General features: G+C 66.8%; 13 protein-coding genes. 5 read left to right on the forward strand and 8 right to left on the reverse strand.

Features of this window, described 5'->3' with window-relative positions; genetic code table 11:
* The first annotated feature begins 43 nt into the window (after positions 1–43).
* Together AC1ZV1_RS24435 and AC1ZV1_RS24440 are read left to right on the forward strand one after the other, a co-directional pair.
* Entirely contained in the window at positions 44–931 is an 888-nt protein-coding gene (locus AC1ZV1_RS24435) for a TIGR01459 family HAD-type hydrolase (protein ID WP_484294007.1), read from the forward strand.
* A 31-nt stretch (positions 932–962) separates the two neighbouring features.
* Complete coding sequence (locus tag AC1ZV1_RS24440; RefSeq protein WP_484294008.1) at positions 963–1,214, forward strand: hypothetical protein; 252 nt, start codon at positions 963–965, stop codon at positions 1,212–1,214.
* A gap of 246 nt (positions 1,215–1,460) precedes the next feature.
* Here AC1ZV1_RS24440 and AC1ZV1_RS24445 read toward each other — a convergent pair whose 3' ends face one another.
* From AC1ZV1_RS24445 to AC1ZV1_RS24460, 4 genes are read right to left on the reverse strand one after another with little or no spacing between them, the layout of a single operon-like run.
* A complete protein-coding gene (locus AC1ZV1_RS24445) occupies positions 1,461–2,366 on the reverse strand; it encodes an efflux RND transporter periplasmic adaptor subunit (RefSeq protein ID WP_484294009.1) in 906 nt (301 codons plus the stop codon).
* 13 nt (positions 2,367–2,379) lie between these two features.
* Positions 2,380–2,580: a DUF1656 domain-containing protein gene (locus tag AC1ZV1_RS24450; RefSeq protein WP_484297624.1), complete on the reverse strand. Its 201-nt coding sequence runs from the start codon at positions 2,578–2,580 to the stop codon at positions 2,380–2,382.
* A 1-nt stretch (position 2,581) separates the two neighbouring features.
* A complete protein-coding gene (locus AC1ZV1_RS24455; protein WP_484294010.1) occupies positions 2,582–4,783 on the reverse strand; it encodes an FUSC family protein in 2,202 nt (733 codons plus the stop codon).
* Position 4,784: 1 nt separating this feature from the next.
* Complete coding sequence (locus AC1ZV1_RS24460; RefSeq protein WP_484297625.1) at positions 4,785–6,278, reverse strand: efflux transporter outer membrane subunit; 1,494 nt, start codon at positions 6,276–6,278, stop codon at positions 4,785–4,787.
* Positions 6,279–6,588: 310 nt separating this feature from the next.
* Between AC1ZV1_RS24460 and AC1ZV1_RS24465 the strand changes: the two genes are divergently transcribed.
* Together AC1ZV1_RS24465 and AC1ZV1_RS24470 are read left to right on the forward strand one after the other, a co-directional pair.
* Positions 6,589–7,524, forward strand: a complete 936-nt coding sequence (locus AC1ZV1_RS24465; RefSeq protein ID WP_017519048.1) for a LysR family transcriptional regulator — start codon at positions 6,589–6,591, stop codon at positions 7,522–7,524.
* Between the two features lie 224 nt (positions 7,525–7,748).
* On the forward strand, positions 7,749–8,723 hold the full coding sequence (locus AC1ZV1_RS24470; protein ID WP_484294011.1) for a 2-hydroxyacid dehydrogenase: 975 nt from the start codon (positions 7,749–7,751) through the stop codon (positions 8,721–8,723).
* Between the two features lie 82 nt (positions 8,724–8,805).
* On the opposite strand, the gene AC1ZV1_RS24475 is transcribed toward AC1ZV1_RS24470, so the two are convergent.
* On the reverse strand, positions 8,806–9,699 hold the full coding sequence (locus AC1ZV1_RS24475; RefSeq protein WP_484294012.1) for a DMT family transporter: 894 nt from the start codon (positions 9,697–9,699) through the stop codon (positions 8,806–8,808).
* A gap of 138 nt (positions 9,700–9,837) precedes the next feature.
* On the opposite strand from AC1ZV1_RS24475, the gene AC1ZV1_RS24480 reads away from it, so the two are divergent.
* Entirely contained in the window at positions 9,838–10,713 is an 876-nt protein-coding gene (locus tag AC1ZV1_RS24480) for a helix-turn-helix domain-containing protein (protein WP_484294013.1), read from the forward strand.
* 176 nt (positions 10,714–10,889) lie between these two features.
* Here the strand turns inward: AC1ZV1_RS24480 and AC1ZV1_RS24485 are convergent, their stop codons facing one another.
* The 3 genes from AC1ZV1_RS24485 to AC1ZV1_RS24495 are packed head-to-tail and all read right to left on the reverse strand — an operon-like array spanning position 10,890 to position 13,023.
* On the reverse strand, positions 10,890–11,213 hold the full coding sequence (locus AC1ZV1_RS24485; RefSeq protein WP_484294014.1) for a DUF3325 domain-containing protein: 324 nt from the start codon (positions 11,211–11,213) through the stop codon (positions 10,890–10,892).
* Positions 11,213–12,739, reverse strand: coding sequence for a PepSY-associated TM helix domain-containing protein (locus tag AC1ZV1_RS24490; protein WP_484294015.1), 1,527 nt, complete (start codon positions 12,737–12,739; stop codon positions 11,213–11,215). Before AC1ZV1_RS24490 ends, AC1ZV1_RS24485 begins: the two co-directional genes overlap by 1 nt.
* Positions 12,736–13,023, reverse strand: coding sequence for a DUF3649 domain-containing protein (locus AC1ZV1_RS24495; RefSeq protein WP_484294016.1), 288 nt, complete (start codon positions 13,021–13,023; stop codon positions 12,736–12,738). Before AC1ZV1_RS24495 ends, AC1ZV1_RS24490 begins: the two co-directional genes overlap by 4 nt.
* Positions 13,024–13,036: the final 13 nt, after the last annotated feature.

Consider the following 13,036-nt stretch of genomic DNA (forward strand, 5'->3'; position numbering starts at 1 on the left):
GTGCGCTAACGTGGGCGCACTCCCACCGTTCAACAGGCACGCCATGACTGCTTCCCGCTTCAGCGCCGTCACCCATACCCGCTACATCGACCACGCCGGCCTGGACGACTTCTGCGCCAGCTACGACGGTTTCCTGCTCGATCTCTGGGGCGTACTGATCGACGGCGTGGACGTCTTCCCCGGCGCCCTTGACTGGCTCGCCCGCCGCGCCGCCGAAGGCAAGCCGGTATGGTTCCTGAGCAACGCCTCGCGCAGCGTCCCGGAAATGGCCGACACCCTGGTGCGCCTGGGCGTCTCCCGCGAGCTTTTCGCCGGCATCACCACCTCCGGCCAACTGGCCATCGACGCCTTCACCCATGAGCGCGAGTTCCAGCGCGGCGGCATCTACACCGTCGGCGTGGGCGACGCACTGACCACCTGGCCAGCGGAAATCCGCGAGCGCTTCTGCGACGACATCCATGCCGCGTCGCTGATCCTGGGTGTCGGCAGCTTCCCGCAGGACGAACTGGAAGCGCGCTTTGCTCCGCTGCGCGGCGCCACCGACAAGCCGTTCCTCTGCGCCAACCCGGACCGCGTGGTGGTCTCCGGCGGCCAGACGGTATTCGGCGCCGGCCGCCTGGCCGAGGCCTTCGCCGAGGAAGGCGGCAAGGTTCACTGGTACGGCAAGCCCGATCCGTCGGCGTTCCGCATCGCCCAGCGGCAGCTGGAGGCGCGCGGCGCGAAGCACATCCTGTTCGTCGGCGACTCGCTGGTGACCGATGTCCCCGGCGCCCTGGCCGCCCGCATCGACACCCTCTGGCTGGCGTCCACCGGCATCCACCGCCAGGCGCTGGGCGTTCCGTTCAACGGCGAACTGGACCCGGAGAAGACCAACGCACTGCTCGATGGCTACCCAATTCGTCCGCACTTTGCCGCGCCAGGGCTGGTCTGAGTTCAGGACATCCACCTGAGCTTGAGCGCCCATGAACGAACTGATCGACCAGCTGCAATGGCCAGCCATGCTGGTGACCGTCCTCGCCGCCTGGCTGGTGGGCTCGCGCGACCGCAAACGGCGCAAGGTGGGCTTCTGGGTATTCCTCGCCAGCAATGCGCTGTGGATCGCCTGGGGGATTCCGGCCAAGGCCTATGCGCTGGTGCTGCTGCAGCTGTGCCTGGCGGCGATGAACATCCGCGGCAGCTACAAGAACCGCCGACAGGAGCAGGCCGAAGGATAACTGTAGGAGCGAGCTTTCTCGCGAGCCGCAAGGCAGTGGAGCTGGGCGGTTCGCGAGCACGCTCGCTCCTACCAGGGCACCCACCTCGCACGACCGGTAATTCGTCGGGCGCATAACCCGGAACGAGTTATCCGCCCTACGCAGTCGTGGGAGCGCGCGATGCGAGATTGCGGGCAAAGCCCCACTGCGACGAATCCGCAAACGAAAACGGGAGCCGAAGCTCCCGTTTTCATTCACTGGATCAGATCACTGCGCCGCGGCGGCTGCACCGTCGGAGTGCTCCGCGTGGCGGCTCTGCGGATTGACGATCACGGTTGCAGTGATGCCCGCCGCCAGCAGGACACCCTCTGGCACGTCATCGATATGGATACGCACCGGCACGCGCTGGGCCAGGCGCACCCAGTTGAAGGTCGGGTTGACGTCGGCCACCAGTTCGCGGCTTTCCGGGTTGTCGCGGTCGTAGATGGCGCGGGCGATGCTCTCGACGTGGCCCTTCAGGCGCTCGCCGCTCATCAGTTGCAGTTCGGCCGGATCACCGACGCGGATGTGCGGCAGCTTGGTTTCTTCGAAGTAGCCATAGATCCAGTAGGAGTTCTCGTCGACCACGGCCATTTTCGCTTCGCCCACACGGGCGTAGTCGCCACGGTGCACGTTGAGGTTGGTCACGTAACCGTCGACCGAGGCGCGTACCTGGGTGCGTTCCAGGTTCAGCTTGGCGGCGTCCAGCGCGGCCAGCGCCTGCTGGTAGTCGGCCTCGGACGCGGCGGCGGTGTTGCTGGCGTCGTCCAGGCTCTCGCGGGAGACGACTTCCTCGTCCATGGCGCGGCGGCGCTTGGCGTTGAGCAGGCGCATCTGCAGGGTAGCCTTGCGCGAATCGACCAGGGCCTGGGCCTGCTTCACGGCGATCTGGTAGTGGTCCGGGTCGATCTGCATCAGCAGGTCGCCCTTCTTCACCTGCTGGTTGTCGCGCACCGGCACGTCGACCACCACGCCGGAGACATCGGCGGCGACGTTGATGATGTCGGCGCGCACCCGGCCGTCGCGGGTCCAGGGCGTATCCATGTAGTTCACCCAGAGGGCGCGGCCGATCAACGCGGCGACCGCCAGGATGATCAAGGTCGCCAACAGGCTGATGATGGATTTGAGAGTCATGGGTGCACGCTCGTTACTTATAGATGGTGAGGGACAGGCCGCCGAACAGGCAGGCGAACAGGCACACGCGGAACAACGCCGGGTGCCAGGTGAAGCGGTACAGGCCGATGGAGGCGAAGATGCGGTCGATGCCCCAGCAGATCAGCGCGGCAACGAGGAACATCAGGGTCAGGGTCGGCATGTAGACCCCGTGGAACGCGATCTCGCGGGGCAGGTCAGGCAACATGGGTCGATCTTCCAGAAGAGGTTTCGTCATCGCGCAGCGGTGACTGCGGGTCAAGCAGGCTGCTGCGGATGAAGTGCAGGTAGCTGAGCACGCGGCGCAGCGGCGAGCTTTCGAAGTCCGGAGCACGTGGTTCGTCGGTGATCTTCACGCAGTCGATGGCCTGCTCGACAGCGGCCAGGGCGCGCTCGCGGTTGGCTTCGCAGGGCTTGACGAACAGGCGGATCAGCGCGCGGCCCATGGCGCGGATAGACTGCCGCCAGGGCGTCGACTCGGCGTAGCAGGGCTCGCTCGGCAGGTTGTCCTGCTCGACGCGCAACTCGATGATCGAATGGCCGATTTCCAGCACCACGAAAGTCCAGCGCAGCAGGCGGCGTTGCATCTGCGGGCTGCGCGCGGCGACGCCGTAGGCCTGGTTGAGCAGGTCGCGGGTGCCGCTCTCGAAGGACGAGACGAGACCGTCGAGCTTGCCACTGATGGCTTCCACCACGCGCAGGCGCAGGTCCTTCTCCAGGCGGCGCCACAGCCAGGCGCTGGTCGGCGGCATGATCACCGCGGCGACCACGGCGGCCAGGCTCTGCGACAGCACCAGGGCGATGTACTCGTTGAGCATGCGGCCCGGATCGTAGACGGTAAGGTTCGCCGGGATCGCGCCGAAGCTGAAGAACACCAGCAGGCCCAGGCCGTAGCCGGCGTACTTGGGCTTGATCGAGAAGAACGCGCCCACCGCGAACACCGGCGCCAGGGCGAAGGCCAGCAGCGGGAAACCGTCCAGGTGCGGGAACACGAAGAAGGTTTCGGAGAAGCCCAGGATGGCGGCGAAGAAGGTGCCCACGGCCATCTGCATGGCCATCTTCGCCGGGTCCGGCGCGGCCGATACCAGTGCGGCGACGGCGGCGGCGTTGAGCACGAAGGTGCTGCCACTGGGCCAGGCGGTCTCGATCCAGAAGAGGCCGAACACCAGCACCATCAGCGCGGTGCGCCCGCCAGCGACCAGCGAGGCGACCAGGTTGGCCTTGGGCGAGAAGCCGTGCTTCCAGTTCTCCCGCTCGTGCTTGTGCGCGGCCAGGGAGGCGTGGGTCAGGGCGTAGTTGTACAGGTCGTCGGCCAGGCGGTAGAGCAGCTCGCCGGCGGTGTTGTAGTCCAGCAGCGCGGACGGATCGTCCTGCTCCTCCAGCAGTTGCGCACGACCGGCGCGGATGCGCTGCATCATTCGCGTGCGGTGGCTTTCCAGCTGCGCGGCGAGGCGTTCGGCGTCGCGGTCGGTGACCGACTGCCCGCGCCAGGGCGCGAGCACCTGGGCCAGCTCATCCAGGCACGGCTGCAGCGCGCGCAGCACGGCCTCGGCCTCCTGCGTACGCAAGCGCGAGAGCAGCTGGTGCAGCGCGTGGTAGCGGGTGGTGAGGACCATGAATTCGTTGTTCAGGCGCGACAGGCGGCCGGAACGCAGGCGCATGTGCGGGTCTTCGAAACGGGTGACGCTGCGCAGCGCTTCCAGGCCGACGGCCTGGGAGGCGAAGGCCACGTTGGCGGCCTCGAATTTCGGCCGCTCGCCGCCGCCCAGGTTGTCCAGGACGAAGCCGGCAAAGGCGCCGAAGCGCTGGTACAGCGCGCTGCGCATGGCCGTGCTGGAGGTCTGCGGGAACAGCGTGGCGCTGACCACCATGGAGCAGAGGATGCCGAGGCTGATTTCCAGCACACGCCAGATGGCCGACATGAACGCGGCTTCCGGGTGCACGGTTGCAGGCAGGCCGATCAGCGTGGCGGTGTAACCGGCCAGCACGCAGGCGTAGGAGCGGAAGTCGCGGTAGCGCGCGGCACCCACGGTGCACAGGCCGATCCACAGTGCCGAGACGAGCAGGAACAGCTCGCGCTGCTGGGCGAAGATGGCGATCAGCGCGACCATCACGGAGAGCCCGACCAGGCTGCCGAGAATCCGGTAGAAGCTCTTGGCGAACACCTGGCCGCTCTGCGGCTGCATGACGATGAACACGGTGATGGTCGCCGTGCTTGGCTGCGGCAGTTCCAGGCGCATCGCCAGCCACAGGGTCAGCAGCGCGGCGAGCAGCACCTTGGCGATATAGATCCAGGTGACGCCGTCACTGCGTCCCCACTCCAGCAGCGCGCGACGCAGGGCGTCGAGCGGCGCCAGCTGGCGGGTGGCGGTGCTGCCGTTGAAGGAATCGCCGGCCATCTCAGCGCTCGCTGGCCGCGCGGACGTCGACGGTCTCGGGAACCATCTTCGCCTCTTTCGGGCCTTCCTGCTTGTCCATCAGGCCGCCGCCCAGGGCGACGACGAGGCCGGCATGGGTGGCCAGGCGCGCGGCGCGAACCTGCTGCTCCACCAGCTGCTGCTGGAACAGGCGGGTCTGTGCGTTGAGCACATTGAGGTAGTCGGTCAGGCCGCCGCGGTACGCCTTGGTGGCGATGTCGTAGGTGCGCTGGGCCGAGGCCACGGACTTGGCGGCGAAGCCTTCCTGCAGCTCCATGGAGTGCATGCGGATCAGCTGGTCGGAGATGCCCTTGAGGGCGTTGACCAGGGTCTGGTTGTACTGCGCCACGGCGGCGTCGTAGCCGGCGGATTCCTGGCTCAGCTGCGAGCGGCGACGACCGCCGTCGAAGATCGGCAGGGAGATGGCCGGGCCGACGCCATAGGTGAATTTCTCGGCATTGAGGAATTCCAGCACGCCGCCACCGACAGCGCTGTAGCCGATGCTCGCGACCAGGTCGACGTTGGGGTAGAACTCGGCGCGGGCGACGTCCACGCCCTTGGCTTGCGCAGCGACCTTCCAGCGGCTGGCGACCACGTCCGGGCGGTGACCGAGCAGTTCCATCGGCAGCTTGCTGGGCAGGCCAGGACCTTCGGCGAGCTTCAGGCTCGGACGCTGGATCGACACGCCGGCGCCGGGGCCCTTGCCGGCCAGGGCGGCGATCTGGTTGCGGGTGAGCTGGATTTCCTCGTCCACCGCTTCGATCTTGCGCTCGGTTTCCGGCAGCGGGACTTCCGCCTGGCTGACTTCGAAATGTGTGCCGATGCCGCCGTCGAGACGACGCTGGGCCAGAGCCAGGATGCCCTGTTGCTGCGCCAGCATGGCCTTGCCGATGTCCAGCTTGGCGTACTGCAGCGACAGCTGGATATAGGCGCGGACGATGTTGCTCTCCAGCTCCAGCTGGGCCATGCGCGCCTCGGCGGCGGTCATCTTGGCGATGTTGACGTAGCGCTCGGTGTTGCTGCGCTCGCGGCCCCAGAGGTCCAGCGAGTAGCTGAAGCCCAGGGCGGCGTTGTTGTTGAAGGTGGTGCTGTCGGCCAGGTCGCCCGGACCGTAGAAGTAGTCGGTCGGCCAGCGATGGCGGGTCAGCGACGCGTCCACGCCGATCTGCGGCGACTCGGCGGATTCGGCGATGCCGGCCATGGCCATGGCCATGCGCACCCGTGCCTCGGCCTGGGCCAGGGTCGGGCTGCCCTCCAGCGCGGTCTGCACCCAGGCATTCAACTGCGGATCACCATAGGCGCGCCACCACTGCTCGGCTGGCCAGCCAGCTTCCTGGTTGGCGTGCGCGATGGCGGCGTCGGTGGCCAGCTCGGTATCGCCCAGGCGCTGTTCCTGCGGGGCGATGCCGTTGGTGCTGATACATCCGGCGATTGTTGAAAAAATGACAAAGGAGCCGACGAACGTCAGTCCTTTCATGAGGTGACGCGACACGGTGGAGGTCCTGGAAGTGGTCTAGCTTTTCAGCGTGGGGCTTTTAAGCGTGGAGATGCCGGCAAAGCCAATGGCGGCGATTGAATTCTAGGGATGGGGAAGGGAACGGATAAGCCGGCTGATTTGTGATTGTTTATTACCGATAATGAAACAATGTGTGTCGCCATCCATGTGACAATAGACCGCCCCCGCTCTGCTCCGCGCATTGCCCCCCATCAAGGACATGCCGCCGGCGACGGCGTATCGCTTCATTGGCGTCGCCACCCGGGACAGACGCCCCACTGACGAGGCCCCAATGGACACACTGCAGACCATGCGCGCGTTCGCCTGTGTCGCGGAAACCGGCAGTTTCACCGCCGCCGCACAGCAGCTGAACACCACCACCGCCTACGTTTCCCGCGCAGTCGCCAATCTGGAGTCCCATCTGCGGACCCGCCTGCTCAACCGCACCACCCGTCGGATCGCCCTCACCGAGGCCGGGCAGCGCTACCTGCTGCGCTGCGAACAGATCCTCGCCTATGTCGAGGAAGCCGAGGCCGAGGCCAGCGACGCCCATGCCCGGCCTGCCGGCCGCCTGCGCGTGCACTCGATGACCGGCATCGGCCAGCACTATGTGATCCGTGCCATCGCCAACTACCGTCAGTTGCACCCGGACGTGACCTTCGAGCTGACCATGGCCAACCGCGTGCCGGACCTCCTCGACGAGGGGTTCGACGTGGCCATCGTGGTCGCTTCCGAACTGCCCGACTCGGGCCTGGTGTCCCAGCGCATCGGCGAGACCTACAGCATTCTCTGCGCATCGCCCGACTACCTGGCGCGGCGCGGCACGCCGAAAACGCCGACGGAGCTGATGGAGCACGACTGCCTGCGCCTGATCAGCCCGGTGCTGCCGCTGGACAAGTGGCTGTTCGACGGCCCCAACGGCCAGGAAATGATTACCCTCGGCCCTTCGCCCTTCCAGGTGAACGTCGGCGACGCGATGACCGAGGCTATCGGCTCAGGCATGGGTATCAGCGCCCTGCCCGTGTACTCGGCCATCGACGGCCTGCGCGACGGCTCGCTGGTGCGCGTGCTGCCGCACTACAAGCTGCAGATCCTCAACGTCTACGCGCTGTATCCCTCGCGCCAATACCTGGACGCAAAGATCAAGACCTGGGTAGCGTATCTGCGAGAAAATCTCCCCGGTGTGCTCCAGGCCGATGGCGCCGGGCTCGCCGATGTGGGACCCTGACGATCCTTTCGTCGTGTTTCGCGGGCAAGCTCACTGTGTAACTCCCTACCCCGGTGTTCAGTGAGCTTGCCCGCGAACCCATCTTCTTCCCTGCTCCAGACTCACCTTTACCTGTAGGAGCGAGCCACGTTCGATAATCGCCCGGCGCGCACGCACGCCTTGCGCCGCTCTGGCGCGGCAATGGTAGGGTTAAGGCCCCTCCGCTTCCCCGCCGTCCGAGAGCCATGAAAAAGAACGTCTTCGTCTTCAGCCGCCTAGCCGCGGAACACCTCGACCGCCTGCGCAGCCAGTTCAACGTCACCGTCCTCGACCCCAAGCAGGGCGACGTCGACGCGCAGCTGGCCGCCGCCCTGCCGACCACCCACGGCATGATCGGCGTCGGCCGCCCGCTGGGCGAGAAACAACTGGCCCAGGCTACCCAGCTGGAGGTCATCTCCAGCGTCTCGGTCGGCTACGACAACTACGACCTGAGCTACCTGAACCAGCGCGGCATCCCGCTGACCAACACCCCGGACGTGCTCACCGAAACCACCGCCGATCTCGGCTTCGCGCTGATCATGGCGGCCGCCCGGCGTACCGCCGAGCTGGACGCCTGGACCAAGGCCGGCCAGTGGAAGCGCACCGTGGACGCCCAGCAGTTCGGCGTCGACGTGCACGGCAAGAAGCTCGGCATCCTCGGCCTGGGCCGCATCGGCGCAGCCATCGCCCGTCGCGGCCACTTCGGCTTCAACATGGACATCCTCTACCACGGCAACAGCCGCAAGCCGGAGTTGGAACAGCAGTTCGGCGCGCGTTTCTGCGACTTCGACGAACTGCTGGGCGAGGCGGATTTCGTCTGCGTGGTGGTGCCGCTGTCGGACAAGACCCGCAAGCTGATCGGCAAGCGCGAGCTGGAACTGATGAAGCCCACCGGCATCCTGGTGAACATCGCCCGTGGCCAGGTGATCGACGAAGCCGCGCTGGTGGAAGCGCTGCAGGAGAGACGCATCCTCGCCGCCGGCCTGGACGTCTACGAGAAGGAACCGCTGGCCGAATCGCCGCTGTTCGCCCTGCCCAGCGCCGTGACCCTGCCGCACATCGGCTCGGCTACCCACGAGACGCGCCAGGCCATGGCCGAGTGCGCGCTGGACAACTTCGAAGCCGCCCTGCGTGGTGAGCGGCCGAAGAACCTGGTCAATCCGCAGGTGTGGAAGGCCTGATATGTAACCTGTAGAAGCGTGCCATGCGCGCGATCGCGGGCATGGCCCGCTCCCTACAGGAGGATTCCTGCGCCGACCGATGTCACGCCCGCGCCGGCTGCAACACCGGCCTGGGCTTGCGAAATACCAGCACGTTGCCGGCCATCACCAGGCCCAGCCCGGCCAGCGCCGGCAGGCTCCACTGGTAACCTTCGGCGAACGCCGAGACGTTCAGCGCCACCACTGGGAACAGCACCGTGCAGTACGCCGCACGCTCCGGCCCCATGCGCCCGACCAGCGTCAGGTAAGCGGTGAAGCCGATCACCGAGCCCGGGATCGCCAGGTACAGCAGCGACCCGACGTACTGCGCGCTGCTGTCGAAGGTCATCGGCACACCCTGAACCAGACAGATCGCCAACAGGATCAGCGACCCATAGAGCATGCCCCAGGCGTTGGTCGACAACGGCCGCAGCCCGGCCTTCTGTTGCAGGCTCGAGAGCAGGTTGCCGGCCGAGAAGCACAGTGTGCCGAGCAGCGCCAGGCCGAGCCCGTAGAAGGTTTCCCGCGTGGCCTGGTGCCCGGACAGCTCCGGCCAGAACAGCAGCGCCAGCCCGGCCAAACCGAACGCCCCACCGCCCAGCACGTTGGGCGCGATGCGCTGGCCGAAGAAGATCCGCGCGTTCAGCGCATTCCACAGCGTCGCGGTGGAGAACACCACGGCGACCAGCCCGCTGGGGATCCACTGGCTGGCGGTGTAGAAGCACAGGAAGTTCACGCAGAACAGGCACACCCCCTGGGCGAAACAGATCGCCTGCCCGCGCCGTCCCAGCGGCTGCAGCCGCCGCGACACCAGCAGCAGGGCAAACAGCACCAGCGCCGCCAGGCTGAAGCGGTAGGCGATGGAGAGGGGAATGGCGACCACGCCGACCTGCAGCTTGATGGCGATCCAGGTCGTGCCCCAGATGAGCACAGTGAGCAGGTAGAGCGAGAGGTTCATGGTGGTCTCCGAAAATCCTACGGAAACAGTCTCGTGCCCGCCCCCGGTGCCGGCTTGCAGATTCTTGCGCTTATTGCGACAACCGGGCTGGCAAGGCGCGCACGCGCGGGTAGAGTTGAAGGCAACAGAGGACCATCCATGTCAGCCATTTCGCAGCTCGAAGTCTTCCAGTCGATGAACGCCTCGCCCAACGCCCGCCTGGAGCGTTGCGCGGAGCTGGGCGACGGGCTGTCCGCGGCGATCTGGAGCAACAGCCACGACGCCCGCGACTACCATGCGCCGAGCCACCACACGCTGTCCTGCTACCTGAACGACGGCACCGGCACCTTCCGCCGCGGCTCACCCGGCACCACTGGCGCCCCGGACAAGCTCTGCGTGATGCCGGCCGGCGCCGAGTCGGCGTGGATCGTCAACGGCGACATCCGCCTCGCGCATCTCTACATCGGCCAGGAGCAGTTCTCCCTCGGCTGCATCCGCCTGCTCGATCGCGAGCCGCGCGAACTGCAACTGCACGAACGCACCTTCCTCGACGACCCGCAGCAGGCCGCACGCTTTCGCCAGTTGGTGAAGCTGGACTGGCACGAGCCGGGCGAGCGCATCCGCACCAGCACGCTGGCCCATGACCTGATCGACCACCTGCTGCTGAACCAGGTCGGCCTGCGCGAAGGGTTGAAGCTCAAGGGCGGGCTGGCCCCGACCATGCGCCGCCGCATCGCCGACTACATCGAGCAGCGCCTGGACCAGCCGCTGTCACTGGGTGAACTGGCGATGCAGACGGCGCTGTCGGAATACCACTTCGCGCGGATGTTCCGCGAAAGCTTCGGCATGCCCCCGCACCAGTACGTTCTGGCCCGCCGGGTGGCACTGGCGCAACGCCTGCTGCGCGATACCCGCCAACCGCTCAGCCAGGTCGCCCTCGCCTGCGGGTTCTCCAGCGCCAGCCATTTCGCCAACCGTTTCAGGTCAGTGGTGGGCGGGACGCCGGGGGAGTATCGGCAGGCGTTCGAGGAGTAAGCCTCCGACCGTGTACCTGCCGGTACACGGCTAGCCGGCGAGGCCCGCTCCTACAGGTAGAGTCCTGCGCTGCCCGCCAGCGAAGAGGCCGGGCCAGTGTCACACCGGCGATCCATTGAGCCTCGCACTCTGGTGTAGGAGCGGGCCATGCCCGCGATTCGCCGGCAAGGCCGGTGTCAGCCCAGCACCGCCAGCACGCCCCCGATCACCGGCATTGCCGCTGCGGTCGGCAACGCCCAGCGTGGCCGCCAGGCCAGCAGCAGGACGAGCACGGCGCACGCGATCATCAGCAGGCACGCCCAATAGACGATGCCCAGTTCGACTCCCATGCGGTGAATCGAATAGGCCAGCGCCAGCGCGCCATCCACCAGCGCAACGACGCGCAGCAGGCGCACACGGGACTGCGATGGCGCACTGCCAAACAGATCACGGTGATGGCGAGACAGCGACAGACAGGCAGCCGCCAGCGCCAGCAGGTTGAGACCGAACACCAGCAGCATCAGGCGTACTCCTCCTCGTGACGAGCACGACGCACACGAGCCGGCTCGGCGCGCTCCTGCCCCAGACGCCAGCCAAGAAAGGCGCACAGGCCGCCGATCAGCAGCAGGCCGAGATCGATACCGACCATCATCCAGTCGCCATGGGCAAAATGCGTCGTCACCCGGCCCGGCTCAGGGCCGAACAGGCTCAACACCGGCAGCAGCAGGGCCAGCGCTGCCAGCGCGACAAACTGCTCGCGGGCCATGGCGCGACTGCCACGGCGCAGCAGTGCGTGAGCCAGCGCCAGCAGCCAGATCACCACGAAGGCGGTGGCTTCCCAGCGGGTACGCTGGAGCAGGTCGGCCGGCAACAGACGCGACGCACCCAGCAGGCCAAGCGAGGCAATCGGCAAACCGCCGCAGACGGCGCCGTTGAGCGTGCGCACCAGCGCAATGCCACGGTGGCCGCGCACTTCACGCTTGCTGACCCACACCTGCAGGCCGCCGAAGACCATCACGCATCCCACCAGACCAAGCATGAAATACATCACCCGCAGCAGGTCGTTGCCGAACTGCGCCATGTGCAGGCCGGTCAGCCACGCGTAGGTCTTGTAGCCCGGCTGGTAGGGCTTCTGCAGATGAATCAGCGCGCCGCTGCCGGAGTCGAAGGAGACGGTGCGCTGGTCGTTGACCATGCTCTTGTCCACCGCCTTGCGGATCTGCACCATCGCCGCCGCATCGCCCGGATTCTCGATGTTGATCCAGCCCACCTGGCTATCGTCGCCCCAGGCTTCGCGAGCCTTGAGGATCATGTTGTCGATGGACTTGGTCGCCTTGGCCGGCTTGCCCAGCGCCTCGCGCTCGAACGCGCCCTGCACGTCATGGAAAAAGTGCTCCATGTCGTTCTTGTAGGCCACCTTGATGCCGGCGGTCATATAGAAGGTGATGAAGATCGCCAGGCCCGTGTAGGCCATCAACAGGTGAAACGGCAGGCCGAGCACCCCCAGCACGTTGTGCGCATCCAGCCAGGCACGCTGCCTGGCGGCCTTCGGGCGGAGGGTGAAGAAGTCCTTGAAGATGCGCCGGTGGACGATCACGCCGCTGACCAGAGCCACCAGCATGAACACGCCAGCCACGCCGACCACGTAGAGGCCGATCATTCCACCGTGCAGTTCGTAGTGCAGTTCCAGGAAGAAGTTGCCGCCGACGGTCTTGGGCAGCACCTCGCCGCTCTGGGCGTCCACCAGGAAGGACTGGAATGCGCTGAAGTCCGCCGGTTCCCAGCCGGCAGTCCAGTACGGCATACGCTCGGTAGGCGGGTGCATCCAGTAGCCGTGGGCCTTGGGTGCACGTTCGACGAGCAGCTCGCGCACCTGGTCGGCACCGACCTTGACCTCTTCCAGCTTGTGCAGCTGCGGGGTCATCCAGCGAGTGAGTTCCTTGTCGAACACCGCGACGGTGCCGGAGAACAGCACGACGAAGAGAATCCAGCTGACCAGCAGCCCGCTCCAGGTGTGCAGGCCGGACATCGACTGACGCAGGCTCATGGGCGCACTCCGTAGCCGGTCGGCAGGAAAGCCGCGGCGCCGAGCACGACACTCACCGCCACCGGCAGCCAGACGGCGCGCCACGGGCTCTTCGCGCCGAACGCATAGAGGATCGCCGCGACCCAGACGATGAAGCAGGCCAGGCTCGAGAGCGATACACGGTCAGGCCGCGACATCGGCAGGTAGACGCTGAGAAAGGCGGTGGCGGTATAGGCCAGGGCATAGCCGCCGACCACGGCACTGAGGATGCGGGCGGCAACGGCGCCGGCTTGGGCTGCGCTCATGCGTCGGCTCTCG

The sequence above is a fragment of the Pseudomonas sp. BB438 genome, assembly GCF_057180225.1.